23 protein-coding genes and 1 tRNA gene are annotated in these 24,457 nt (G+C 68.8%); 10 read left to right on the top strand and 14 right to left on the bottom strand.

What is annotated here, in order from left to right; genetic code table 11:
* The first annotated feature begins 17 nt into the window (after positions 1-17).
* Positions 18-569, top strand: coding sequence for a TetR/AcrR family transcriptional regulator (locus AC4FS1_RS02640; protein WP_491152401.1), 552 nt, complete (start codon positions 18-20; stop codon positions 567-569).
* 401 nt (positions 570-970) lie between these two features.
* Here the strand turns inward: AC4FS1_RS02640 and serA are convergent, their stop codons facing one another.
* The 10 genes from serA to AC4FS1_RS02590 form a co-directional block, all read right to left on the bottom strand.
* On the bottom strand, positions 971-2,575 hold the full coding sequence (serA, locus tag AC4FS1_RS02635) for a phosphoglycerate dehydrogenase (RefSeq protein ID WP_491152399.1): 1,605 nt from the start codon (positions 2,573-2,575) through the stop codon (positions 971-973).
* Positions 2,576-2,706: 131 nt separating this feature from the next.
* Positions 2,707-3,051, bottom strand: coding sequence for a bacitracin resistance protein (locus AC4FS1_RS02630; RefSeq protein WP_491152397.1), 345 nt, complete (start codon positions 3,049-3,051; stop codon positions 2,707-2,709).
* Positions 3,048-3,539 (bottom strand): DNA polymerase III subunit gamma/tau, encoded by a 492-nt coding sequence (locus tag AC4FS1_RS02625; RefSeq protein ID WP_491152395.1) that lies wholly within the window; start codon positions 3,537-3,539, stop codon positions 3,048-3,050. Before AC4FS1_RS02625 ends, AC4FS1_RS02630 begins: the two co-directional genes overlap by 4 nt.
* A 108-nt stretch (positions 3,540-3,647) precedes the next feature.
* A complete protein-coding gene (locus AC4FS1_RS02620; RefSeq protein WP_491152394.1) occupies positions 3,648-4,265 on the bottom strand; it encodes a cyclodeaminase/cyclohydrolase family protein in 618 nt (205 codons plus the stop codon).
* 75 nt (positions 4,266-4,340) lie between these two features.
* Complete coding sequence (ilvC, locus tag AC4FS1_RS02615) at positions 4,341-5,366, bottom strand: ketol-acid reductoisomerase (protein WP_491152392.1); 1,026 nt, start codon at positions 5,364-5,366, stop codon at positions 4,341-4,343.
* A gap of 36 nt (positions 5,367-5,402) precedes the next feature.
* A complete protein-coding gene (gene ilvN, locus AC4FS1_RS02610; protein WP_491152390.1) occupies positions 5,403-5,912 on the bottom strand; it encodes an acetolactate synthase small subunit in 510 nt (169 codons plus the stop codon).
* A 4-nt stretch (positions 5,913-5,916) separates the two neighbouring features.
* A complete protein-coding gene (locus tag AC4FS1_RS02605; RefSeq protein WP_491152388.1) occupies positions 5,917-7,719 on the bottom strand; it encodes an acetolactate synthase large subunit in 1,803 nt (600 codons plus the stop codon).
* Between the two features lie 43 nt (positions 7,720-7,762).
* Positions 7,763-9,463 (bottom strand): dihydroxy-acid dehydratase, encoded by a 1,701-nt coding sequence (gene ilvD / locus AC4FS1_RS02600; RefSeq protein ID WP_491152386.1) that lies wholly within the window; start codon positions 9,461-9,463, stop codon positions 7,763-7,765.
* Between the two features lie 9 nt (positions 9,464-9,472).
* On the bottom strand, positions 9,473-10,258 hold the full coding sequence (gene otsB / locus AC4FS1_RS02595; RefSeq protein WP_491152384.1) for a trehalose-phosphatase: 786 nt from the start codon (positions 10,256-10,258) through the stop codon (positions 9,473-9,475).
* The gene (locus AC4FS1_RS02590) at positions 10,255-11,688 is read right to left on the bottom strand and encodes an alpha,alpha-trehalose-phosphate synthase (UDP-forming) (RefSeq protein WP_491152382.1); all 1,434 of its coding nucleotides are present in this window, start codon (positions 11,686-11,688) and stop codon (positions 10,255-10,257) included. Before AC4FS1_RS02590 ends, otsB begins: the two co-directional genes overlap by 4 nt.
* Before the next feature lie 114 nt (positions 11,689-11,802).
* Between AC4FS1_RS02590 and AC4FS1_RS02585 the strand changes: the two genes are divergently transcribed.
* Both AC4FS1_RS02585 and AC4FS1_RS02580 read left to right on the top strand, forming a co-directional pair.
* A complete protein-coding gene (locus tag AC4FS1_RS02585) occupies positions 11,803-12,060 on the top strand; it encodes a hypothetical protein (RefSeq protein WP_491152380.1) in 258 nt (85 codons plus the stop codon).
* Positions 12,061-12,134: 74 nt separating this feature from the next.
* Complete coding sequence (locus tag AC4FS1_RS02580; RefSeq protein ID WP_491152378.1) at positions 12,135-13,019, top strand: AraC family transcriptional regulator; 885 nt, start codon at positions 12,135-12,137, stop codon at positions 13,017-13,019.
* Positions 13,020-13,025: 6 nt separating this feature from the next.
* Here AC4FS1_RS02580 and AC4FS1_RS02575 read toward each other — a convergent pair whose 3' ends face one another.
* Positions 13,026-13,823 (bottom strand): class I SAM-dependent methyltransferase, encoded by a 798-nt coding sequence (locus AC4FS1_RS02575; protein WP_491152376.1) that lies wholly within the window; start codon positions 13,821-13,823, stop codon positions 13,026-13,028.
* Between the two features lie 216 nt (positions 13,824-14,039).
* Here AC4FS1_RS02575 and AC4FS1_RS02570 point away from each other — a divergent pair, with 216 nt between their 5' ends.
* From AC4FS1_RS02570 to AC4FS1_RS02555, 4 genes are all read left to right on the top strand, one after another.
* On the top strand, positions 14,040-15,707 hold the full coding sequence (locus AC4FS1_RS02570; RefSeq protein ID WP_491152375.1) for a catalase: 1,668 nt from the start codon (positions 14,040-14,042) through the stop codon (positions 15,705-15,707).
* 266 nt (positions 15,708-15,973) lie between these two features.
* A complete protein-coding gene (locus AC4FS1_RS02565) occupies positions 15,974-17,689 on the top strand; it encodes a glycosyltransferase family 2 protein (protein WP_491152373.1) in 1,716 nt (571 codons plus the stop codon).
* Positions 17,690-17,709: 20 nt separating this feature from the next.
* Positions 17,710-18,417: an HlyD family efflux transporter periplasmic adaptor subunit gene (locus AC4FS1_RS02560; RefSeq protein WP_491152372.1), complete on the top strand. Its 708-nt coding sequence runs from the start codon at positions 17,710-17,712 to the stop codon at positions 18,415-18,417.
* A complete protein-coding gene (locus AC4FS1_RS02555; protein ID WP_491152371.1) occupies positions 18,414-20,420 on the top strand; it encodes a glycosyl hydrolase in 2,007 nt (668 codons plus the stop codon). Before AC4FS1_RS02560 ends, AC4FS1_RS02555 begins: the two co-directional genes overlap by 4 nt.
* 74 nt (positions 20,421-20,494) lie before the next feature.
* Here the strand turns inward: AC4FS1_RS02555 and AC4FS1_RS02550 are convergent, their stop codons facing one another.
* On the bottom strand, positions 20,495-21,232 hold the full coding sequence (locus AC4FS1_RS02550; protein ID WP_491152369.1) for an SDR family oxidoreductase: 738 nt from the start codon (positions 21,230-21,232) through the stop codon (positions 20,495-20,497).
* A 36-nt stretch (positions 21,233-21,268) separates the two neighbouring features.
* On the bottom strand, positions 21,269-22,024 hold the full coding sequence (locus AC4FS1_RS02545; protein WP_491152368.1) for an SDR family NAD(P)-dependent oxidoreductase: 756 nt from the start codon (positions 22,022-22,024) through the stop codon (positions 21,269-21,271).
* Positions 22,025-22,177: 153 nt separating this feature from the next.
* Between AC4FS1_RS02545 and AC4FS1_RS02540 the strand changes: the two genes are divergently transcribed.
* Entirely contained in the window at positions 22,178-22,759 is a 582-nt protein-coding gene (locus AC4FS1_RS02540) for a TetR/AcrR family transcriptional regulator (RefSeq protein ID WP_491152367.1), read from the top strand.
* Between the two features lie 84 nt (positions 22,760-22,843).
* On the opposite strand, the gene AC4FS1_RS02535 is transcribed toward AC4FS1_RS02540, so the two are convergent.
* Positions 22,844-22,916: transfer RNA gene (locus AC4FS1_RS02535), tRNA-Lys, on the bottom strand.
* 104 nt (positions 22,917-23,020) lie between these two features.
* Between AC4FS1_RS02535 and AC4FS1_RS02530 the strand changes: the two genes are divergently transcribed.
* The gene (locus AC4FS1_RS02530) at positions 23,021-23,866 is read left to right on the top strand and encodes an inositol monophosphatase family protein (protein WP_491152366.1); all 846 of its coding nucleotides are present in this window, start codon (positions 23,021-23,023) and stop codon (positions 23,864-23,866) included.
* Positions 23,863-24,432, top strand: a complete 570-nt coding sequence (locus tag AC4FS1_RS02525; RefSeq protein WP_491152364.1) for a hypothetical protein — start codon at positions 23,863-23,865, stop codon at positions 24,430-24,432. The genes AC4FS1_RS02530 and AC4FS1_RS02525 overlap by 4 nt, the downstream gene beginning before the upstream one ends.
* The last annotated feature ends 25 nt before the right edge of the window (positions 24,433-24,457 follow it).

The following is a 24,457-nucleotide window of genomic DNA, read 5'->3' as shown; positions in this document are numbered from 1 at the left end:
CTGGATACCATCCACTCATGAGCCGTCCGCCCCGCGCCCGCGAACGCGTCCTCGACGCCTTCGCCGGCATCCTCGCCCAGGATGGTGAACGCGCTGCCACCATCGATGCGACCGCCCGTGCGGCCGGCGTGTCCAAAGGCGGCCTGCTCTACCACTTCGCCTCCAAGGAGGCACTCGAAGCCGGCCTCCTGGAGCGCCTGGAGACCCTGGCTGCCGAGGACATCGCGCGCATCAGGGAGTCGCCCGAAGGCGCCGCTGCTGCCTTCATGCGTACGTCGCTGCATACCGGCACGCCGTTGGATAACGCCATCGTCGCGGTGTCCCGCCTCGCCCAGAACGGCAGTGCTCCCGCGATCGCAGCCCTCCGTCGCGTTCGCGACCTGTGGGAAGACGCGATCAGGCCGGATACGCGCGACGAGACAGCACTTCAGCTCGTGATGCTCGTGAGCGACGGGCTCTACTTCAACAACGCCCTCACCGTCGGCTCCGTCCCCGGCCCCGTCCCCTCGGGCGCCGAGCTCGATGCGCTCGTCGCGCTCGTCCGCGCCGCGACGCGCCCCGGCGCCTGACGCGTCGGCCGCCGCCCGTCCTGGCGCGGCATCCGCGGGTGCGGCTCGCCGCGAGATCAGGAGTTTTCGCGGACACAGGACGATCCCCGCCGAATCATCCTGCCTACGCGACAACACCTGATCCGGCGACACAGCGCGCCGCCGGCATCCCGTGCGACGCGAACCCGCGCGCTCCGCGGAAGCCGCGGGGCATCGGGCCTTGCGCGGCGCCCGCGGACGCCTCGAACCGGGCCCGAGATCAGGAGTATTCGCGGACACAGGAGGATCCCCGCCGAATCGTCCTGCCTACGCGACAACACCTGATCCGGCGACACAGCGCCCCCCGGTGGCACAGCAAGCCACCGGCGACACAGCCGCCCGCATCGGTGCGGCGCTCCCCGCACCGCGGCGGATGACGGCGGTCAGGACTCGGTGATCTCGATCTGACGGAAGAGGTCGGCGTCGATGTCGGCGCGCACTCGCTCGAGGAGGTCGTCCGGCACCGGCGAATCGACCGTGAGCACCGACAGCGCCTGGCCGCCGGCCGCAAGACGGGCGATCTGCATTCCGGCGATGTTGATTCCTGCCTCGCCGAAGCGCTGGCCGTAGACCGCCACGATTCCGGGCCGGTCGGTGTAGAGCATCACGACATGGTGCTTCTCGATCGGCAGCTCGACCGCGTACTCGTTGATCCCGACGAGCTTCTCGATCTGCTTCGTGCCGGTCAGCGTGCCCGATACCGACAGCTGCGAACCGTCGGCCAGCGCACCGCGCAGTGTGATGACGTTGCGGTATTCGTCGCTGACGTCGTCCACCAGCAACCGCACATCCACTCCGCGCTGCTCGGCCAGGAGCGGGGCGTTCACGTACGACACGGTCTCGCTGACGATGTTGGTGAACACGCCCTTCAGCGCGGCGAGCTTGAGGACGCTCACGTCGTACTGGCTGAGGTCTCCGTGCACCTCGACGTCGAGGCTCGTGAGCGGGCTGTGCGCGAGGGAGGCGAAGATCTGTCCGAGCTTCTCCACGAGCGGGATGCCGGGGCGCACATACGGGTCGATGACGCCGCCGGCGACGTTGACGGCGTCGGGGACGAGCTCACCGCCGAGGGCCAGACGCACCGAGCGTGCGACGGACACGCCGGCCTTCTCCTGGGCCTCCTCGGTGCTCGCGCCCAGGTGCGGCGTGACGACGACGTTCGGGAGATCGAGCAGGCGACGGGCGGGGCCGTCTTCGGCGGGAGGTTCGGTCGTGAAGACGTCCAGGCCCGCTCCGGCGATCTCGTTCGTGGTGAGCGCCTTGTAGAGCGCGTCCTCATCGATCAACCCGCCGCGCGCCACGTTCACGACGTAGGCGGTGCGCTTCATGCGGCGCAGCTGATCGATGCCGATCATGCCGGTGGTCTCGGGCGTCTTAGGCATGTGGATGGTGAGGAAGTCGGCCTGCTCGAGCAGTTCCTCCAGGGTCACCAGCTGCACGCCCAGCTGCTGCGCGCGCGCACTCGTGACGTACGGGTCATAGGCGATCACGCGCATGTCGAACGCCTGGAGGCGCGCGGCGATGAGCGCCCCGATGCGACCCAGCCCGACGATGCCGACGGTCTTCTCGAACAGCTCGGTGCCGGTGAACGCGCTGCGCTTCCACTGCCCCTCCGCGAGCGACGCGTGGGCGGCCGGGATGCGACGGGCAAGGCTGAGGATGTGACCGACGGTGAGTTCGGCCGCGGAGACGATGTTCGACGTCGGCGCGTTGACCACCATCACGCCGGCGGATGTGGCCGCCTTGATGTCGACGTTGTCGAGGCCCACCCCGGCGCGGGCGACGACCTTCAGAACGGGCGCCGCGGCGATCGCCTCAGCATCCACCTTCGTCGCGGAGCGGACGAGGATGGCGTTGGCGTCGGACAGGGCCGCCAGAAGCGCGGCACGGTCGGTGCCGTCGACGGAACGTACGTCGAAGTCGGGACCGAGGGCGTGGATCGTCGCGGGTGAGAGTTCTTCGGCGATGAGGACGACGGGCTTCGTCACAGGCAATTCCTTCGGGCGCGCGGGCAGGAGAGCCGCGCCGCCGAACCTTCGGGCCTCGGGAGGCGTGGCGAGGCCTCCGCCAGCCTAGCGCGGGCGCCGGGAGCGCTCTGACCGTGTGACGGACCGCGGCATCAGCCGCCGTAGAGGGCGAAGGATGTGACGGCGTAGGCGAGGATGTTGACCCAGAACGCGGCCGAGAGCGCGAGCCCCGCGAACAGCACGAGCGCGAACTCCCACGATCGGCGACGCCAGCCCAGGGCCAGGGCGACCGCGAACGCGATCATCGGGAAGACGATCGGCAGGATGTGGACGAACCACCCCCATCCGTTCAACCCCAACGGCCCCGTCGCCTGTCGCACCAGCACGTCGACGGCGCTCCACACGAGGTAGGCGTAGAAGAGTCCGAAGACGGCGGCGATCGCGACCGTCTTCCACGGAAGCCGCGCCGCGCGCGGACCGGCGATGTCCGCGGTCATCCGAGTCCTCCCGTCGCGAGGAACGGCCACGGCACGAGCAGCACCACGCCGGCCAGGAGCCAGGCGAATCGCACCCAGGTCTTCGAGCGACGCGTCAGGAGGTAGGCCGCGGCGAACCAGATCAGCGGCGCCGCCGCAGCGGCGAGGCTGATCGTGACGAGCGCGACGGCCGGCACCGGCAGCCCTTCCACGGCCTGCAGCCGGAAGCTGACGAAGAGCCAGCCCACGGCGAAGAGGACGAACGCCGCCCCGACCGCCCCGATGCCGATGAGGGCAGCGTTGCTGAGCGCGGTCGGTTCCGTCTCGGGGTCCGGCGCGTGATCCGTGCGCCTACGACCGCTCCCCCGCCCCACGGCGGTGTACCCCGGCGGCAGGTCGCGCCCGTTCCGTTTCGGCGCGCGGGGAGGGGTGGAATTCGCACGCGCGTCGAGCGTCGGATCGTCGTCGCCGTTCCAGTTCAGGGCGTCGTCGTCGCGTCCGGTGCTCATTCCCCCAGAGTATCCGCGGCGCCTCCCTCTGCCGACAGGGCCCCGCTCGACGGGCGTCCGGGTCGATCCCTGTTCGATGCCGGGATGTCCCGTCGCCGTGGCCGTGGCTCAGCCGACCGGCAGCGACGCCAGCAGCCCGTCGATCTCGGAGCGCGTCCGCGCGGCACGGTCTGCTGTCGCCGCGAGGGGCGCGGCGTCGTGCGGATCCCCCGCGTCGCCGGCATGCGCCTCAGCCAAGCGGACGTTGGAGCGCAGGTTGATGAGGGCGGCACCGAGCCCCGCGCGCAGGGCCTCCCCCGCCACACCGGTGTCGGCCACGAGGTGCGGGTTCCCCACCTCGGCGATCACACGCAACTGCTCCGCGAGGGCGATGCCGAGTTCGGCGAGCCGAGCCGAGGATGCTGCGGCGGCGACCGCCTCCCGGTGCAGGTTGCCCTCGCGGCCGGGTCCCTTCGCGGCCAGCGCTGCGCCGAGGGCGACGGAGCGGACCCCATCCTCGTGGGCGGCGTCGAGAGACTCCTCCCGCAGCACCCGCACGCGTTCGCCCGCCCGCGCAGCGACGGGCTCGTCCGGCGTGTAGCCGCACACCATGTGCAGGAGGGCGGCGGCGATCGCCATCATCACTCCCGCGGCCGACCCGCCGCCGGGGGCGCCGGTCGGTTCGGCCAGACGGGCCAGCCACGCATCCAACGCGAGCGAGGTGGGCACATCCGGGTCTGCCTGCATGAACTCACGATACCCAGGCACGAACGCCGGATGCCCCGGACCTCGACGGGTCCGGGGCATCCAAGGAAAGAAAGGTCAGCGCGCGGCCGAGCCCTCCACGTAATCCGAATCGGTCTGCTTCCACGCGAACAACGACCGCAGCTCCTTGCCGGTGGCCTCGATCGGGTGGTTCTGCTCCTTCTCGCGCAGAGCGAGGAACTCGGGCGCGCCCGCATCCTGGTCGGCGATGAAGCGCTTCGCGAAGGCGCCGGACTGGATGTCGGCGAGGATGCCCTGCATGCTCTCCTTCACCGCCGGCGAGATGACGCGCGGGCCGGAGACGTAGTCGCCGTACTCCGCGGTGTCGGAGATCGACCACCGCTGCTTGGCGATGCCGCCCTCCCACATGAGGTCGACGATGAGCTTCAGCTCGTGCAGCACCTCGAAGTACGCGATCTCCGGCTGGTAGCCGGCCTCGGTGAGGGTCTCGAACCCGGCCTGCACGAGGTGGCTGACGCCGCCGCAGAGAACCGCCTGCTCGCCGAACAGGTCGGTCTCGGTCTCTTCGGTGAAGGTCGTCTTGATGACGCCCGCACGCGTGCCGCCGATGGCCTTCGCGTACGACAGGGCGGTGTCCCAGGCGGTACCCGACGCGTCGCGCTCGACCGCGATGATGTCGGGGATGCCGCGACCGGCGACGAATTCACGTCGCACGGTGTGACCGGGAGCCTTCGGGGCGACGAGGATGACGTCCACACCCTCGGGTGCGTCGATGTACCCGAAGCGGATGTTGAACCCGTGCGCGAAGGCGAGGGTCTTGCCGGGGGTCAGGTTGTCGCGGATGCTCTCGTTGTAGATGCCGCGCTGGTGCTGGTCGGGCGCGAGGATCATGATGAGGTCGGCCCACGTCGTCGCGTCGGCGACGGAGAGGACCTCGAACCCGTCCTCCTGCGCCTTCGCCGCCGACTTCGAGCCGTCCTTCAGCGCGATCGCGACCTCGACGCCGGAGTCGCGAAGGTTCTGCGCGTGAGCGTGGCCCTGCGAGCCGTAGCCCACGATGGCGACCTTCTTGCCCTGAATGATCGAGAGGTCGGCGTTGTCGTCGTAGAAGATCTCTGCCATGGGGTTGTTCTCCTTCATGAGGGGTGGAATCGGTGGTCAGTTGCGCAGAACGCGCTCGGTGATGCTCTTGCCGCCGCGCCCGATCGCCACGAGTCCGGACTGGGCGATCTCCTTGATACCGAACGGCTCGACCGCCCGGAGGAAAGCCTCGACCTTGCCGTGGTCGCCGGTGATCTCGACCACGAGGGCGTCGGGCGCGTAGTCGACCACAGACGCGCGGAAGAGGTTCACGACCTCCAGGACGTGGGAGCGCGAGGCGTTGTCGGCCCGCACCTTCACGAGCATGTGCTCGCGCTGCACGGATGACGCGGGATCGAGCTCAACGATCTTGATGACGTTGATCAGCTTGTTCAGCTGCTTCGTCACCTGCTCCAGCGGAAGATCTTCCACGTCGACGGCCACCGTGATGCGGGAGAGCCCGGGAACCTCGGTGACGCCCACCGCGAGAGAGGTGATGTTGAAGCCCCGGCGGGCGAACAGCCCCGCCACGCGGGTGAGCAGACCGGGTTTGTCCTCCACGAGGAGGCTCAGCACATGACTGGGCATCGTGTCAGTCCTCCTGGCCGAAGGCGGGCGAGTGGTCGCGCGCGTACTGGACGTAGTTGTTGCTCACGCCTTGCGGCACCATCGGCCACACCATGGCGTCAGCGCTCACGACGAAGTCGATCACGACGGGGCGGTCATTGGTCTCGAGGGCCGTGCGGATGGCGGCGTCCACGTCCTCCTCCTTCTCCACGCGCAGCGCGAGGCAGCCGTACGCCTCGGCGAGCTTGACGAAGTCGGGGATGCGGATGCTGTTGTGGCCGGTGTTGAGGTCGGTGTGCGAATACCGGCCGTCGTAGAACAGCGTCTGCCACTGGCGGACCATGCCCAGGGACGAGTTGTTGATGATCGCGACCTTGATGGGGATGTTGTTGATGACGCAGGTGGCGAGCTCCTGGTTGGTCATCTGGAAGCATCCGTCACCGTCGATCGCCCACACCACCCGGTCCGGCTCGGCGACCTTGGCCCCCATCGCCGCCGGAACCGCGTAGCCCATCGTGCCGGCACCGCCGGAGTTCAGCCACGAGTTGGGCCGCTCGTACTTGATGAACTGCGCCGACCACATCTGGTGCTGCCCCACGCCCGCGGCGTACACGGCTTCAGGACCGGTGAGCTCTCCGATGCGCTGGATCACGTATTGCGGCGACATCAGTCCGTCGGTGGGCTGCGTGTAGCCGAGCGGGAATTCCGCCCGCAGACCGTCGAGGTAGGCCCACCACTCCTCGGTGTCGGGCGTCGCGGTGCCGAGAGCCTCGCGGTAGGCGGCATCCAGGTCGACCAGCACCTCGCGCAGGTCGCCGACGATCGGGACATCGGCCGTCCGGATCTTGGAGATCTCGGCGGGGTCGATGTCGACGTGCACGACCTGCGCATGCGGGGCGAACAGTGCGGCCTTGCCGGTCACCCGGTCATCGAACCGCGCGCCGAGCGAGATGAGCAGGTCGGACTCCTGGAGGGCGAGCACCGCGGGAACGGTGCCGTGCATGCCGGGCATGCCCAAGTGCTGGGCATGCGAGTCGGGGAACGCCCCTCGCGCCATCAGAGTCGTCACGACGGGGGTGCCCGTGGTCTCCGCGAACGCCAGCAGCTCCTTCGAGGCGCGGGAACGGATGACGCCGCCGCCGACGTAGAGCACCGGCTTCTTCGCCCCGGCCAGCAGCTGCGCCGCCGCCTGAATCTGCTTGCCGTGGGCCTTCGTCACCGGTCGGTAACCGGGCAGGTCGATCTTCGGCGGCCACACGAACGGCGCCTCGGCCTGCTGGGCGTCTTTGGTGATGTCCACCAGCACCGGACCGGGGCGGCCGGTACCGGCGATCTCGAACGCGGCGGCCATGGCGCCGGGAATCTCCTCGGGGCGCTTCACCAGGATCGAGTGCTTCGTGATCGGCATCGTGATCCCCACGATGTCGGCCTCCTGGAAGGCGTCCGTGCCCATGAGGGTCGAGAAGACCTGCCCGGTGATGCAGACGATCGGCACGGAGTCCATGTACGCGTCGGCGATCGCCGTCACGAGGTTCGTCGCGCCGGGCCCGGATGTGGCGATCGCCACGCCGGTGCGTCCGGACGCCGATGCATACCCTTCGGCGGCGTGGCCGGCGCCCTGCTCATGGCGCACGAGGATGTGGCGGATCTCGGAGGTGTCCATGAGCGGGTCGTAGACGGGCAGGATCGCGCCGCCGGGCAGACCGAACACGTCGGTGACGCCGAGCAGTTCGAGCGAGCGGACGACCGCCTGCGCGCCGGTGAGCACGGGAGCGGCCGCGGCGCGAGCGGGTGGCCGGGGAACGGCCGGGGCGGATTCGGCGGGCATGGTGAAATCCTCAGAACAGAGAAGGGATGACGGGTGGGCCGGGTTACCCCGTGACCGCGCCCTCCGCGGCGGAGTGCACGAGCTTGGAGTACTTGGCCAGGACGCCACGGGTATAGCGCGGGGGAAGCGGCTCCCAGCCAGAGCGGCGGGAACTGAGCTCGGCCTCGTCGACGAGTAGGTCGAGAGTGCGAGCCGCGATATCGACCCGTATCAGATCACCATCGCGCACGAAGGCGATGGGACCAGCGTCCACCGCTTCGGGTGCTATGTGGCCGATGCACAGGCCGGTTGTGCCGCCCGAGAATCGTCCGTCCGTCAACAGTAGTACATCTTTTCCGAGGCCTGCGCCCTTGATGGCAGCGGTGATGGCGAGCATCTCGCGCATGCCCGGCCCGCCCTTGGGGCCCTCGTACCGGATGACCACGACGTCCCCCGCGGCGATCTCTCCCGCTTCGAGGGCGTCCATCGCTGCGCGCTCGCGCTCGAACACGCGCGCGGGTCCTTCGAACACTGCGGCGTCGAAGCCCGCGGTCTTCACGACCGCTCCCTCGGGGGCGAAGGACCCGTGCAGGACGGTGATGCCGCCGGTTGCGTGGATGGGGTTGTCGAAGGTGTGGATGACCGTGCCGTCGACCGGGTCGGGGTCGAGGTCGCGGAGGTTCTCGGCCAGCGTCTTGCCGGTGACGGTCAGGGCGTCGCCGTGAAGGAGGCCTTCGTCCAGCATCGCCTTCATGATCACCGGGATGCCGCCGTGCCGATCGACATCGTTCATGACGTACTGGCCGAACGGCTTCATGTCGGCCACGTGCGGCACCTTGTCGCCGATGCGGTTGAAGTCGTGCAGGTTCAGCTCGACCTCCGCCTCGCTCGCGATGGCGAGGAGATGGAGGACGACGTTGGTGGAGCCGCCGAGCGCCATCGCCAAGGCGATCGCGTTCTCGAACGCCTCCTTCGTGAGGATGTCGCGGGTCGTGATTCCCAGGCGGAGGAGGTTGACGACGGCCTCACCCGACCGGTGGGCGAAGTAGTCGCGACGACGGTCGGCCGAGGGCGGCGCGGCGGAACCGGGGAGGCTGAGCCCCAGCGCCTCGGCGACGGAAGCCATGGTGTTGGCGGTGTACATGCCACCGCAGGCGCCCTCGCCGGGCGCGAAGGAGCACTCGATGCGCTTGAGATCGGCCTCGCTCATCCGCCCCGCGAGGCACGCACCGACGCCCTCGAAGGAATCGATGATCGTGATCTCCTTCTCGGTGCCGTCCGAGAGCTTCACCCAGCCGGGGGCAATCGAGCCCGCGTACAGGAACACGCTCGACAGGTCGAGGCGGGCGCTTGCCATCAGCATCCCGGGAATGGACTTGTCGCACCCTGCGAGCAGCACGGATCCGTCGAGGCGCTCGGCCATCATGACGGTCTCGACGGAGTCGGCGATGACCTCCCGGGACACGAGCGAGAAGTGCATCCCCTCGTGCCCCATCGAGATCCCGTCCGAGACGGAGATCGTGCCGAACTGCAGCGGGTATCCCCCGCCGGAGTGCACGCCTTCCTTGGCGCCCTGCGCGAGCCGGTCGAGGCTCAGGTTGCAGGGGGTGATCTCGTTCCAGCTGGACGCGATGCCGATCTGGGGCTTGTCCCAGTCCTCGTCGCCCATACCCACGCCGCGGAGCATCCCGCGGGAGGTCGTGGCTTCGATGCCATGGGTCACGACGCGGCTGCGCGGCTTGATGTCGATGGTGCTGTCAGGCATTCTCGAAGTCTATTGCCGCCGCGCGGCTCGCATCTCCGCGAGCAGCCCGAGAAGATCGGCGAACGCCGGGATGTCGGCCACCGTCACGGTCGCGGCGGTGTCCCCCGCCCCGACTCGAACCCCGAGATCGCCGGCGCCGAGTGAGCGCAGCGCATCCTCGTCGGTCACGTCATCGCCCGCGAACAGCACGGCCGTGGCGTTCGTCCGCTCCCGGAGGTTTTGCACGGCGGTGTCCTTGCCCTCATGGCGGAAGGCGTACTCGACGATGTTGTGCCCGGTGCGCCGGCGCCACGTCGGCGCTTGGGCGTGCATGAGCTCGTCGACGACGGCGTTCGCCCGCGCCGCGGTGGCCGCGTCTGCGACGCGGGTATGCACCGCGATGCCGAACGTCTTCGGCTCGATCCGCACGCCCTCCATGGCCCGCGTGGCTTCCTCGGCGGCCAGGCGCACACGATTGCGCAGAGCGAAGTCCGCCGGCGCTTCGTCGGGTTCGACCGCGCCGATGCCCGGCTCCCAGTATTCGGCGCCGTGGGAGCCTGCGAGCCACAGCGGGGAAGTGTCATCGTGCTCGGCGATGATGCGGAGATCGCTGAGGCTCCGACCCGACACCAGCGCCACGACGGTGTCGGGCAGGGCGGCGAGCTTCTCGACCGCCTGCGCGGCGGCGGGAAGCATCCGCGCGTCCATCGGTTCGTTCTGCAGCGGCGACAGCGTGCCGTCGAAGTCGAGGGCGAGCAGCAGGCGTGGGGTGTCGGCCAGGGGTGCCAGGACGTCCTCGGCCACCGTGGTGGTCACGACGTGACCGCCGAGGGACGGTCGTGGAACGCGGAGAGGGCGTCGAGGAAGTCCTGCGACCAGTCCTCGACATCGTGCTCGCGCACGCGGCGGCGGAGCGCCCGCATCCGCCGCCCTTGTTCCGCCCCGGGCATCTTTATCGCGCGCATGATCGACTCCTTCAGTCCGTCGATGTCGTGCGGATTGATGAGGATGGCGCTTCCGAGTTCGTCGGCGGCGCCGGCGAACTCGCTGAGGAGCAGGACTCCGCGGTTGTCCACCCGGCTGGCCACGTACTCCTTGGCGACGAGGTTCATCCCGTCGCGGAGGGCGGTGACCAGCATCACGTCGGCGGCGAGGAAGAGCGCCACCATCTCCTCGCGGGGATATGCCTGATGAAGGTAGCGGATCGCCGTATGGCCCATCGTGTCGTAGTCGCCGTTGATCCGGCCCACCGTGAGCTCGATCTCGTCACGCAACTGGACGTACGCCTCCACCCGCTCGCGACTCGGGCTCGCCACCTGCACGAGCGTGACGTCATCCACGCTCAGCTGGCCGTCGTCGAGCAGCTCGCCGAACGCTTTCAGGCGGTGGCGGATGCCCTTGGTGTAGTCCAAGCGGTCGACCCCGAGAAGGATCTTCTTCGGGTTGCCCAGACTTTCGCGGATCTCCGCCGCGCGCGCCCGGATGTCGGGGCGATGCGCGAGTTCGATGTAGGAGTCGGCGTCGATGGAGATCGGAAACGCCTTGGCCAGCGCCGTGCGGGTTCCGCCCGTGCTGTCGGGTACCGAGATCCCGGATGCCTTCGTCTCATAGCGCAGCTGCCGCCGCACCGCGCGAGCGAAGTTTCCGGCGTCAGCCACGCGCTGGAACCCGATCACGTCGGCCCCGAGGAGACCCTCGAGGACCTGGCGCCGCCAGGGCAGCTGGGAGTACAGACCGTACGCGGGAAACGGGATGTGGTGGAAGTACCCGATGGTGAGATCCGGTCGGGCATCGCGCAGCATCCGCGGGACCAACTGCAGCTGATAGTCCTGTACCCACACGATCGCGTTCTCCGCCGCGACGGCGACAGCCGCATCGGCGAAGCGCTGGTTGACCTTGACGTACGCCTCCCACCACTGCCGTTTGAAGCGGGGCGGCGAGATGACGTCGTGGTACAGCGGCCAGATGGTGTCGTTCGAAAAACCCTCGTAGTAGTTCTCGACATCGTCGGCCGAGAGAGTCACCGGCACGAGGTGAACGCCGTCGAAGTCGAACGCATCCAAGTCGAGGTCGGGCTGTCCGGCCCAGCCGACCCACGCTCCCGCGGCCTTGCGCATGACCGGTTCCAACGCGGTGACCAGACCGCCGGGTGAGCGACGCCATGCGGTGTCATCGTCCACCTCCGCGTCCGCGATGCGGTCGACGGGAAGTCGGTTGGCGACGACGACGAACTCTGCCTGGGTCACACGGGGCTCCTCGGTGCGGTTCCCCCCAGGCTAACAGCGCTCCTTCTGGGCGCCCGGGGGCGACCCGTGTCAACCCTTCCCGCGCTACCCTGTGCGCACCGCTAGCGTTGACGCATGCGCAAGTACCTCTTCGGCAGTGGACTCGTGACGGCGATCACCGGCGGTCTGACGTTGCTGCGGAGCCTCCGCAGCAACGAGCCCTTCACATGGCGCACCGCTCTGGCGCTGCTGAGCTGGGGTATTTCGCTCGCTCTGGCCATCGGTTCCGTCGTGGACACCCGCCGGGCGGGGCGAGGCGGCATCGTCCCCTCCGACTCCCCGATCTCGGGCAAGGAGCAGAAGTTGCTGCAGAAGCGGCTCCGCAAGCGCTGACCCCGCACCCATCCACGCCACGGCCCCGTCCACGCGACGGCCCGTGGCTCACGCTCGGCGGTTAGCGTTGGCAGGTGGACATCGTCAGCGAGGCGCTCCGCGGCGTTCGGATCGGGCGAGCGGAGGCATGCTCCGTGCGGGAGTCGGGAGCGTGGGGTTGGCGGTACCCCGCCTTTCCCGGAACCGGTTTCCACCTCGTCCTGGAGGGCGATGCGTGGTTGGCCGTCTCCGGCGCGGCGCCGCGGCGCCTGCGTCCCGGTGACGTCGTCTTCACCCCTGCAGGGGCCGAGCATGGCCTGAGCCACGCGCCACGCCCGCTGCACGAGCTGACGCCCGCGGACGCCAAGCAGGATTTCCCGGGTCCGGCCAAGGCCGACGCGGCGTTCCTGTGCGGCGCGTACCGGCTCCACGAGGGCCCGGTGCCGCACCTCTTGCGTTCTCTCCCCGAGGTGATCGCGATCTCCCCCGACCATGACCGTTATCCGGAGCTGAGCCCGCTGTTGACGCTGGTGCGGGCGACCCTTGCCGATACCGGTCCCGGGGCGCGGGTCACCCGCCCGGCACTGCTCGACCTGGTCTTGACGCACCTGTTGCGCCAATGGCTGGCGGACAACCGCAGCGCCGAGGCCGCGGATGTCTCCGACCCGACGATCGTGGAGGTGCTCCGGCGCATTCATGCGGCCCCCGACCACGCCTGGACGGTTCCAGAGCTCAGCGCGATCGCCCGCGTGTCGAAGACCACCTTCCTCGAACGTTTCACGGCCGCCGTCGGCCAGCCACCCAGGCGATATCTCACCGCGTGGCGTCTGTCCTACGCCGCCCGTCTGCTCCGCGAAACCGACGCCCCGCTGGCCGCGATCGCCCGCCAGGCCGGCTATTCCACCGAGTTCGCGCTCAGCCACGCTTTCCGGCGCGAGTACGGCATCCCACCCGGCCGCTTCCGGTCGATCGGCGGCTGAGCCTCGTCACCGCCGAGCGCTGATGAATCGTGCGGTGGACGGCAGGGCGTAGCCGCCCGACGCGGTCCGGTGCTCTTCCATCTCACTGAGCATGGCGCGGCGCGCCGCGAGACGCTGCTCCTCGTCGAGGGCACCGAAGAACGCGGCGAGTGGCCCGAAGCCGGTGTCGAACTCCCACCACGCCCCGAAGTCGGGATACGTCGTGTCCCAGTGCACCCAGGAGGCTTCGACGTCGCGGAAGCCCGCTTCGGAAAGGAACCCTTCGAAGACACCAGGTGCGCCCACCTCGCGGAACAGCGCGTCCATGTCGGGAACCGATCCTTCCGGAAGGATCCGGCGCAGCACGGAGATGCCGATCCGGGTGTAGGGGCTGTCGTCCAGGGCGCTCCACGTGGCGATGCTCAACGGCCCCCCGGCGCGCAGAATCCGCGCGGCCTCCCCCGCCGCCACAGCGAACGGGGCCGTTCCCGGCAGGAACAGACCCATCCGGGAGATGACCGCGTCGACGCTGGCGTCCTCGAACTCCAGGGCGCCCATGGACATGAGTCGGAAGTCGACGCCGAGCCCCTCTCTGTCCGACTCGGCACGTCCGGCGGTCAGCACGGCCGGATCGATGTCGATAGCCGTGATCCGCAGATCCGGGCGTCGACGAGCCAGCGTCAGGCTCAGCCCGCCGGTGCCGGAGGCCAGCTGCACCACGTGGGCACCCTCGGGCAGGCCCTCCACGGGACGGAGCAGGGGGTCGGCCAGTCCCGTCAGCAACCTCATGACGTTGGCGGTCGGGTCGGTTTGGGCGTAAGTCACTGAGGTCCTCCTGGAAACGGCGCACCGGTTGTGTGCGCCTCTGGATATAACCAGGCCACGCAGCGGTACACCATGCTCCCCCGCCCGCCGTACATACGATTGCGCGCAGCGGCCGCGCGGCTCCGCACTATAGCTCGGGGTGAGATCGTCTGCGAGGGGGGTGGAACCCTGTCCGCGACAGCGGAGGCTGGAAGGGAACCAACGAGAGGACCCGCCATGAGCGATGTCGCGAACGAACCGCCCGCACCCAGCGAAGAGGACCGCCCGATCCTGACCAACCGACAGGGTCACCCCGTCTACGACAACCAGAACTCCCGCACCGTCGGGGACCGCGGCCCGGCCACGCTGGAGAACTACCAGTTCCTGGAGAAGATCAGTCACTTCGACCGGGAGCGCATCCCGGAGCGCGTCGTCCACGCGCGCGGCGCGGTCGCGTTCGGACATTTCGAGGCCACCGGCAAGTGGGGCGACGAGCCCATCGAGAAGTACACCCGCGCCAAGGTCTTCAGCACGGCGGGGAAGAAGACCGACCTCGCGATCCGCCTCTCGACCGTCATCGGCGGTCGGGACTCCTCCGAGGCCGCGCGCGACCCGCGTGGGTTCGCCGTGAAGATGTACACAGAGGACGGCAACTGGGACCTCGTGGGCAACAACCTCGCGGTGTTCTTCATCCGCGACGCCATCAAGTTCCCCGACGTCATCCATTCGCTCAAGCCCGACCCGATCACCTTCCGCCAGGAACCGGCGCGGATCTTCGACTTCATGTCGCAGACTCCGGAGTCGATGCACATGCTGGTGAACCTCTTCAGTCCCCGCGGCATCCCGGCCACTTACCGGACGATGCAGGGCTTCGGCGTGAACACCTACAAGTGGGTCAACGCCCAGGGCGAGACGCACCTGGTCAAGTACCACTGGCTCCCCCGCGCCGGCGTGAAGAGCCTCACCGAGGCCGACGCCGCGAACATCCAAGCCGGCGATCTGGGCCACGCGTCCAAGGACCTTTACGAAGCGATCGAGTCGGGCGACTACCCGCAGTGGGACCTTTTCGTTCAGCTGATGAGCGACGACGACCACCCGGAGCTCGACTACGACCCGCTGGACGACACCAAAGTGTGGCCGGAGAACGAGTTCGAGCCGAAGCTGGTCGGCACGATGACTCTCACCAGCAACGTCTCCGACCATCACAATCAGAACGAGCAGATCGCGTTCGGCACCGGTGTGCTCGTGGATGGGCTCGATTTCTCGGACGACAAGATGCTGGTGGGTCGTACGTTCTCCTACTCCGACACCCAGCGGTATCGCGTGGGTCCGAACTACCTGCAACTGCCGGTGAACAGCCCGAAGAACGCGCGGGTGGCCACCAACCAGCGCGGCGGGCAGATGTCGTACGGCGTCGACCTCGGCGAAGGCCAGAACCCGCACGTCAACTACGAGCCATCAACCATGGGCGGGCTGCGCGAAGCCCAGTACGCGACCAAGGACGAGCAGGGTCCTGTGATCAGCGGACGCCTCACACGGGCCCGCATTCCTCGCACGAACGACTACATGCAGGCCGGTCAGCGCTACCAGCTCATGGAGCAGTGGGAGAAGGACGACCTCGTTCTGAACTTCGTGACGCTCATCGGAGAGGCGACGCCCCAGGTCCAGCAGCGGATGGTGTGGCACTTCCTCATGGTCGACGATGAGCTGGGCCTTCGCGTCGGCGAGGGACTGGGCATCACCGTGGACGATGTGAAGGACCTTCCGCCGCTGCAATCCCAGACGCTGAACGAGGAAGAGATGCAGCGCCTGCAGAACCTCGGCCATAACGGCCCGCGCGATGTGTCCGGCCTCACCATGACCCACGTCGTTCCGAACGAGCACGTGGTCGTCGACCGGAGCTGACGCACCGCGCCGCCCGACGAGACGAAACAAGCCCCGCACACTCGCGAGAGGGTGCGGGGCTTGGTGCACCCCTGGGCATGACCGCTGAGGACGCGTACAGGCGATCGTCACGCAGCGTTCACACGTGGGGAACACCGTTGACGCCGGAGGAGCGGAGCATGGAGCCAACGTTTCGGGCTCTGGGGGCACGAAACCTGGGGTAGGGATCCATGCGTGCCGACGGCGCTGCGGATGGGGGCACCGCCGTCCATGGGGAAGGGAACCCAATGGCACGCATTTCATCCACGCACCAGCGCCGCCACGGCCACTCGCCGGAGCATCCGGAGAAGGGCGGGGAGCCGACGCCCGTCATGATCCTGCTCGTCGTGATCGCGACCATCGGGGTGCTGGCGTATACGGGGTTCCTGCTCGCCCCGGGCAGCCGCGGCGATCTGCTGCCGTATGTCATGATCATCGTCGCCGAGTCCGTTCTCGTCCTACAGGCGCTGCTGTCGATGTGGACGATCCTCTCCAGCGGCCGCAACCCCCGGGATTACGCGGCGCACGAGGCCGCCGCGCGCCTCCTGCCGCGTCTGGCCCGCGGCGACGACCGGGTCCACCTCCGTGGGAGGCCGGTCATGATCGATGTGCTCGTGACGGTGTACGGCGAAGACCTCGACACCGTCCGGCGCACGGTCACGGCCGCCGTGGGGATGCAGGGCGCCCATCGCACGTGGGTCCTCGACGACGGCCGCTCCGACGACGTGCGGGCTCTGGCCGGAGCCGCCGGTGCCCGTTACGTACGCCGGCTCAGCTCCCACGGCGCCAAAGCCGGCAACATCAACCACGGCCTGACGCTGGCCAAAGGCGACTTCTTCGCCATCTTCGACGCCGACTTCGTTCCGGTGCCGACGTTCCTGCTGCAGACCATGCCGCTGTTCGTGCACGACGACGTCGCGTTCGTCCAGACCCCGCAGGTATACGGAAACCTGCACACGGTCGTCGCGCGCGGAGCCGCGTACATGCAGACCGTGTTCTACCGGTTCGTCCAGCCCGGGCGCAACCGGTTCAACGCGGCGATCTGCGTGGGGACCAACGTGGTATTCCGCCGGTCGGCGATCGACGAGGTCGGCGGGATGTACACCGACTCGAAATCCGAAGACGTGTGGACGTCACTCCTCCTGCACGAGCGAGGCTGGCGTTCGGTCTTCCTCGCCGACGCTCTCGCGGTCGGGGAGGCGCCCGAGACCATCGAGGCGTACAGCAAGCAGCAATTGCGCTGGGCGACGGGGGGCTTCGAGATCCTCCTGCGCCACAACCCGCTGGGCCTGCGGCGTCGCCTGACGATGGATCAGCGCATCCAGTATCTGGTGACGGCCACCTTCTACCTCACCGGCATCTGCCCGCTCCTGCTCCTGCTCGTTCCGCCGCTGGAGATCTACTTCGACCTGCGGCCGATGACGCTGGAGACCACCGTTTTCACGTGGGCGCTGTACTACGGCGGTTTCTACGCCATGCAGATCCTGCTCGCGTGGTTCGCCGTGGGGTCGTTCCGCTGGGAGACGCTGACCCTGGCGACGGTCTCGTTCCCGATCTACGTCAAGGCGCTGTGGAACGTCCTTCTGGGGCGGGACATCGGATGGCACGTCACCGGATCGGCGTCGCGCCGCTCGCCCTTCAACTTCGTCATCCCGCAGACCCTGTTCTTCGTCTTCCTCGCGCTGACGACAATCGTGGCCTGTTGGCGCGACGTCGAGAACGGGGCGCTCACTCTCGCCACGGCCTGGAACGCCACCAACACCCTGATCCTCGGGGCGTTCCTGGTGACGGCGCTCCGTGAAGCGCACGCCCTCGCACATCCGCAGGAACGCCTCGGGCTCCCCGCGGCGCCGGTCGTGACGGCCCCGCTGACGATCGTCGCACGACCGCTCGCGCTCGCCCCCGTCGCGGCGGAGCCCACCGCCGATGAACCGACCCTCGTGTCCGCGGGAGGTGCCCGATGACGTGGGGGAACCGGCTGAGAATGGCCGGAGGCATCCTGTGCGTGCTCGTCCTCGTGGCCGCCTTCACGGTCGTTTTCAATCAGCGGCAGCAGCGCGTCCTCTCCACGAGCGCCACGATCGCTGCGGAGAGCTTCCCGGTCGGCACGGATTACGGCGGCATCGTGACCCGGCAATACGTCGAGGTCGGCGACGAGGTCTCGGTGGGCGAGCCGCTCTTCGACGTGCGGAGCCTGCACCTGCAGCGCGACATCGCCTCGGGCCAGATCGCGGACCCCGCTGTGGCGGTCGGTGTCTCGGCGGACGGCACATCCACCATCGCGGCGACGGTGGACGGCACCGTACGGGAGATCGCCGTCCCGCAGGGCGGCTTCGCCCAGGCCGGAAGCATGCTCGCGACCGTCGACGAGAATTCCTCGCTGTTCGTGGAAGCGGAGTTCCAGCTTTCCGCACGGGACTACGCCCGGATCTCCGAGGGAAGCGACGTCGAGCTCTTGCTTCCCAACCAAGCGGTACTGCAGGGTTCCGTCGTCGGCATCGAAGTGACGACCGTCGACGGGGAGGCGCTGTCGACCCTGCGGATCGACAGCGAGGAGCTCTCGGACAAGAGCGCCACAGGCATGTTCCAGGCCGGAACCCCCATGCAGGCGACGCTGCAGCTGCGCGAAGACGGGCCTTTGGCCGGGGTCGGCGACGCGGTGCGCGATCTTCTCCGGAAGGTCGGCCTATGACCGCCCGCCGGCTGTTGCCGGCGCTGGCGCTCGTCGCGGCGCTCGCCGTCACCGGATGCACCGCCGCGACGCCCGCGGATGAGGCTGCCCCCGCCGGGGAAGACGCCGCACAGCCGTCCGCGTCGATCGCCGCGCTGCCCGTGGAGCGGATGGCCGATATCGGCGAAGCCCGCCTGGCAGAGGATCTCATCCCGCCGACCAACCGATGGTATTCCGGGCTGATCTTCGGCGCCGAACCGCAGCCGGTCTACCCGTTCCCCATCGCCTTCGCCGCCGACGACGACGCGTTCACCGTCGACCTGCCGGAGGTGAGCGCAACGGAGAAGACCATCGCCGCCTCCTTCGGCGGAGGGCTGCGCATCGGGCTGGACGCCGACCGCTTCGCGGCGGTGCGGGCCGATCCCGTGTCCGTCACCCTGCGCTGGTCGGACGGCGACGCTCCGGTCGGCGACGTCACCATCGCCGAGGGATCGCCCGTCGTGGGCTTCACCGCTGCGCGCGAGAGCGCGCTGGTTCCGGCCGCGCCGCTGCGCGCGGCCGGCGATGGGGTGTGGACGGCCGCGACAGACGGAACGAGCTTCGGGGTCGTGGCAGCCGGGGCCAGCTGGGACGGGCAGACGCTGACCGTCCCGGAGGGAGGTCATGCGCAATGGTTCGCCATGCCCGAAGGCGCCGACGTGACCGAGTGGGCCGACGCCCTGGACGCGCCGATCGAGGCGGTGCGCGTGGAGCCCGGCACGAGCGCCTCGGGTTCGTCGACCACCCTGACCTATGCCGGGACGGACAGCACCGTGCTCGTGCCTTTCCCCAGCCACGCCGGCGCGGGTTCGGACTGCGAGCTGGGCACGTTCCGCACCGCCTATGGCGAGGCGGACGCGTGCCGCGGCACGGAGTTGACGTGGACGGTGCCCGAGATCTCGCCGCGCGCCTCGTTCGATCTCGAGGCGATCGATGGTGACACCCGCGCCGCCATCCTGGCGCAGGTCGCCGCGGACCTGGATGCGACGCCCGCTCTCCCTGCGGACACCTACTACGGCGGCAAGGCCCTCGCCCGGCTCGGCGCGCTCCTCACCCTCGCGCGCGACCTCGGCGACACGGCGCTGTCCGAACGCGTCGCAGACCGGTTGTGGACGGAGCTCGCACCGTGGGCGGAGGCGGATGGCTGCCGCGAACGTGACAGTCGCTGCTTCGTCTACGACGACGAATTGCGGACCGTCGTCGGGCTGACGCCGTCCTTCGGCTCGGAGGAAGGCAATGACCACCACTTCCACTACGGCTACTTCCTGGCCGCCTCGGCCGCCCTCGTCTCAGCCCAGCCGGACAAGGCCGCTGAGCTGACAACGGTGATGGACGCTCTCGCCGCCGACATCGCCGGCGGTGCATCGGCGGAGTCGCTCCCGCGCCTGCGCGTGTTCGACCCGTATCGCGGGCACTCGTGGGCGTCCGGGCTGGCTCCCTTCGCCGACGGCAACAACCAGGAGTCCAGCTCCGAAGCGGTCGCGGCGTGGAACGGCCTGGCGCTGTGGGCCGAGACCCGCGACGACGATGAGCTGGCGCAGACCGCCGCATGGCTGCTGTCGGCGGAAGTGGCCGCCGCGCGTGCCCTCTGGCTCGAGCCCGACCCCGCCACCCTCCCCGACGGGTTCACCCACCCCGTCGTGTCGCTGACGTGGGGCGGCAAGCGCGACTATGCCACGTGGTTCAGTCCGGAACCGTCGGCGATCCTCGGCATCCAGGTACTGCCGCTGACCCCCGTCACGCTGGATTATCTGGGGCAGGAACCCGACCGCGTCGCCGTGAACGTCTCCGACGCCGGCCCACAGGCCTTCAGCGGCCCGCTGGGCGAGTACGTGCTGATGTATTCGGCGCTGGGCGGTGCGGCCCCGCGTGCCGCCGCGAGCGAGGCCCTGGCGGCTCTCCCCGGCGACAGCGTGGATGACGGCAACTCCAAGGCCGTCATGCTGGCGTGGCTCGCCGCGAGCGAGGCGGCACCCGGGCAGTGACCCGCGGACCTCTCGCAGGCGAGCCCCTCGCTACACCGGCAGCGGCACTCGCCCCGCCAGCGCCGTCATTGATCTCACGCTTGCGCCGTCGGGCGGACGACGATTTCGCCGACGTCGATCCCGTCAGGTTGTTCGATCGCGAATGCGATCGCACGCGCGATCGCCGAGGGGGGCATCGCCATGCTGTCGATCGTGCCCTGGAGGTTTGCGCGGATCTCAGGATTGGTCACCGCGTTGGCTGCCTCAGTGGACGTCATCCCGGGGGTGATGAGCGTCACACGCAGATGCTCTCCCGCTTCCTGTCGCAGTCCCTCGGTGATCGCGCGAATGGCGGATTTCGTACCGGCGTAGACGGCCATCGTCGGCACGACCCTCAGGCTCGCGGTGGATCCCGTGTTGATGATGTGGCCGGATTTCTGAGACCGGAATACGGGAAGGGCAGCTGCGATGCCGAACAGCACCCCCTTGATGTTGATGTCGACCATGGACACCCAGTCCTCCACCCGGAGTTCATCCAGCGCGGAGAGGGGCATGACGCCGGCGTTGTTGATAAGCACATCGAGTCGCCCGAAGGTCGCCGTGGCCAGCTCCACCAACATCTCGACATCGTGACGACTGCTGACGTCGACCGCGGCGTACACAGCCTCCCCACCCGCCGCGATGATCTGGGCCGCGAGCTTCTCGAGCCGCTCGACGCGACGCGCGCCGAGGACGATCTTGGCCCCCCGTTCGGCCAGGAGAAGCGCGGTTGCCTCCCCGATCCCGCTGCTGGCCCCGGTGATGGCGATCACCTTGCCGTCAATCCCGTTCATGGCGTTCTTTCCTTTCCCCGCAAGCCTGTTGGCTGTTCACACCTGGGCCAGTCCACCGTCGGCGAACAGCTCCACGCCGTGGATGAAGCTCGAATCCTCAGATGCCAGGAACAGGACAGCCTTGGCGATCTCGCTCGGTCGGCCGATACGACCGATGGGACTGCCGGCGCCCATACGGTCGACCTCCGACTGGACGCGCTGCTCGCCCTGGGCGCGGGCGATCGCGGCGCGGAGAGACTCGGTGTCGACAGCACCAGGGCTGAGCACGTTGATACGGATGCCAGACCCCTTCGTGTCCTGGATCCAGCTCCGAACGAAATCGCGCACAGCGGCCTTCGCTCCCCCGTACATGCTCATGCCACGGGGCGGGCTGATGGATCCGGTCGAGCCGATGATCACGACGCTGGAACCCGCCGTGAGATAGGGCAGCGCCGCCTGCACTGTGAAGACCACGCCCTTCGCGTTCGTATGGAAGGTCTGGTCGAACTCCTGCTCCGTGATGGAACCAAGTGGGGCGTGGTACCCGGCACCGGCATTAGCGATCACGATGTCGAGGCGCCCGTGCCGGGCTTTGACGTCTGCGTAAAGAGCATCGACGTCGGTGAGGGAGCCGACGTCGCCGGTGAAGACGGAACACGCATCCCCCAGTGACGCGGCCGCCGCCTCGAGAGAATCCGGATGGCGGCCGGTGATGGTCACCTTGGCGCCGACAGCGATGAGTTCTTCCGCGATGGCGAGCCCGATCCCCGAACTGCCGCCGGTGACGACCGCGACCTTGTCGTGCATATCCATGAGTTCCACGATTCTTCGTTGGCGTCCGCCACGCTCGTGGCTTAGACTATTGTCGAAACGGACAGGTGTCCGTTCGGTCTGCGACGTTAGCGGACAGCTGCCCGTTTAGCAATGCCCCGGCTGACCTGTGCCCGGGAACTCGAAGGAGCTGGTGTGACCCCGCCGACAGATCACGCCGGCAGTCAGCCCCACATGCGTGCGGATGCTGCGGCGAATCGCCAGAAGATTCTCGACGCCGCCCGCGCGGTGCTCGCACTCTCCGGAGATGCCACGATGCAGTCCGTCGCGAAGGCGGCCGGGGTCGGGCAGGGCACCCTTTACCGGCACTTCTCCACGCGCGAAGCGCTCATCATGGCAGTCCACCGGAACGACGTACGTGCGCTGGTGGAGGCCGCGCCGAAGCTGGCGTCCTCACGGCCAGCTCGCCAAGCACTCCGCGAGTGGCTCGACCAGCTCGCGGCCTACGGCAAGGTCAAGCACGGCCTTGCCGACGCGCTTTACTCCGCCATGCGGGAGACGCTGTCCGAGGAGGGGTACAGCTCGATCGTGGACGCCATCGCTCTGCTCCTGGACGCCGGGAAGGCGGAGGGCACCGTGCGACCGGATATCCAAGCCGAGGAGATGATCCTGCTGGTCGGGTTCCTGTGGCGTATAGAGACCGATGCCACGTGGGAGGCACGCTCGAGCCACTTGCTCGATCTCGTCATGGACGCCACGCGTCCGCCGGCCTCATAACCCCCGGCTCGGCCGCCGCGAACAGGAGCGTGCGCCCTGTGACGAAAGAAGCCCCGCAAACTGGCGAGAGTTTGCGGGGCTTCGTGCACCCCCTGGGACTTGAACCCAGAACCCACTGATTAAGAGTCAGTTGCTCTGCCGATTGAGCTAGAGGTGCGGACGGGCCGGGGTCTGAAGACCCGGGCGGACCGAGGGATCACATTACCATCCCGATCAGCCGTGCCGCCAATCGCGCATCCCGGCGCCTGTAACCTTGACGACGTGTCCCCTGCCGACGCTTCGCCGCCTTCGCTGCGCGGCCCATACGCCGACGATCTCGCCCTCGCGCTCCGCCTCGCCGACGCCGCCGATGCGGTGTCGATGGCACGCTTCGACGCGGCCGACCTGAATGTGTCCGCGAAAGCCGATGCGTCGTTCGTCACCGAAGCAGACCTGGCCACCGAGCGCGAGATCCGCCGCATCCTCACGGCCGAGCGCCCCGACGACGCGGTGCTCGGCGAGGAGTTCGGAGCCGGTGGGTCCAGCGCTCGGCGCTGGATCATCGATCCCATCGACGGGACGCACAACTACCTGCGGGGCATCCCCGTCTGGGCAACGCTCATCGCCCTCTCGATCGACGGCGTCCCCGTGGTCGGAGTGGTGAGCCAGCCCGCGATCGGCCGACGCTGGTGGGCGGCGGAGGCGGCGGGCGCGTGGACGAACACCCCGGACGGGCAGGCGCGCCGCATCCACGTCTCCGATGTGTCGCACCTTCCTGAGGCGAGCGTGAGCTTCCAGAGCATCGAACAATGGGCGGATGCGGGGCACCTCCCGGCGCTGCTCGAACTCACGCGCAGCGTCTGGCGCGACCGCGGCTACGGCGACGCGCTTCCGTACATGTGGCTCGCGGAAGGGCGCCTGGAGATGGTGGCCGAGTTCGACGTCAAGGAGTACGACGTCGCCGCGGTCGCACCCATCATCCGAGAGGCCGGTGGCCGGTTCGGCTCGTATGACGGAACCGACTCCCTCGACGCCGGGTCGTCGCTGGCCACCAACGGCATCCTCCACGCCGCATTCCTCGATCTGCTCCACGCCGCCGACGCCCGCTTCACTGAAAGTGCCCGATGAAATTCCTGCGCCCTGCGGCGGTCGTCGCACTCGCCCTCTCACTCGCCGCCCTCGCGGCGTGCTCGACCCCGAACGCCCCGGAGACGACGCCCACCACTCCCCCGCCTCCGACGGCGGTGCCGACCTCCCCCGCGCCCACGCCGTCCGGCGATGCGGCCGACCCCGGCGAGCCGTCGTGCGAGACCATCATCCCGGCGGCCACCGTCGCCGACTTCGAGAAGGTCGGCTGGACCGCACAGGCCGACGTCTTCCGCATCGGCGGCACCGAAGTGGCCGGCGGCATCCAGTGCACGTGGGGCGACTACTCGGTGGCGACGGACCATGTGCAGATCTTCGGCTGGGCGCCGATCGGTCGCGCCCAGGCTGAGGAAGCGCAGTCCGAGCTGCTGCGCACCGGGTGGCGGCGGGAGGAGGGTGAGGGGGGCTTCTACGTCACCGAGAGCCCGGAAACGGCCATCGCCCCCGATGAGGACGGCTACGGGTTGACCTACTTCTTCGGGGACGGCTGGGTGACCCTCGCCGACACCAAGCAGACCCTCGTGCTCGTGGAGTGGCCCATCGGCTGACCCGCTGAGGCGGGCTCCCGGGCGG

This window comes from Microbacterium sp. Z12_35 (assembly GCF_058310475.1).
This window is presented reverse-complemented; position numbering and strand designations above follow the sequence as displayed.

Bases quoted from the DNA above. Each gene is read 5' to 3' on its own strand.
- AC4FS1_RS02640 (WP_491152401.1), top strand. From the start codon at position 18: ATGAGCCGTCCGCCCCGCGCCCGCGAACGCGTCCTCGACGCCTTCGCC.
- AC4FS1_RS02630 (WP_491152397.1), bottom strand. From the start codon at position 3,051: ATGACCGCGGACATCGCCGGTCCGCGCGCGGCGCGGCTTCCGTGGAAG.
- AC4FS1_RS02625 (WP_491152395.1), bottom strand. From the start codon at position 3,539: ATGAGCACCGGACGCGACGACGACGCCCTGAACTGGAACGGCGACGAC.
- AC4FS1_RS02620 (WP_491152394.1), bottom strand. From the start codon at position 4,265: ATGCAGGCAGACCCGGATGTGCCCACCTCGCTCGCGTTGGATGCGTGG.
- ilvC (WP_491152392.1), bottom strand. From the start codon at position 5,366: ATGGCAGAGATCTTCTACGACGACAACGCCGACCTCTCGATCATTCAG.
- ilvN (WP_491152390.1), bottom strand. From the start codon at position 5,912: ATGCCCAGTCATGTGCTGAGCCTCCTCGTGGAGGACAAACCCGGTCTG.
- AC4FS1_RS02605 (WP_491152388.1), bottom strand. From the start codon at position 7,719: ATGCCCGCCGAATCCGCCCCGGCCGTTCCCCGGCCACCCGCTCGCGCC.
- ilvD (WP_491152386.1), bottom strand. From the start codon at position 9,463: ATGCCTGACAGCACCATCGACATCAAGCCGCGCAGCCGCGTCGTGACC.
- AC4FS1_RS02585 (WP_491152380.1), top strand. From the start codon at position 11,803: ATGCGCAAGTACCTCTTCGGCAGTGGACTCGTGACGGCGATCACCGGC.
- AC4FS1_RS02570 (WP_491152375.1), top strand. From the start codon at position 14,040: ATGAGCGATGTCGCGAACGAACCGCCCGCACCCAGCGAAGAGGACCGC.
- AC4FS1_RS02565 (WP_491152373.1), top strand. From the start codon at position 15,974: ATGGCACGCATTTCATCCACGCACCAGCGCCGCCACGGCCACTCGCCG.
- AC4FS1_RS02560 (WP_491152372.1), top strand. From the start codon at position 17,710: ATGGCCGGAGGCATCCTGTGCGTGCTCGTCCTCGTGGCCGCCTTCACG.
- AC4FS1_RS02555 (WP_491152371.1), top strand. From the start codon at position 18,414: ATGACCGCCCGCCGGCTGTTGCCGGCGCTGGCGCTCGTCGCGGCGCTC.
- AC4FS1_RS02550 (WP_491152369.1), bottom strand. From the start codon at position 21,232: ATGAACGGGATTGACGGCAAGGTGATCGCCATCACCGGGGCCAGCAGC.
- AC4FS1_RS02545 (WP_491152368.1), bottom strand. From the start codon at position 22,024: ATGGATATGCACGACAAGGTCGCGGTCGTCACCGGCGGCAGTTCGGGG.
- AC4FS1_RS02525 (WP_491152364.1), top strand. From the start codon at position 23,863: ATGAAATTCCTGCGCCCTGCGGCGGTCGTCGCACTCGCCCTCTCACTC.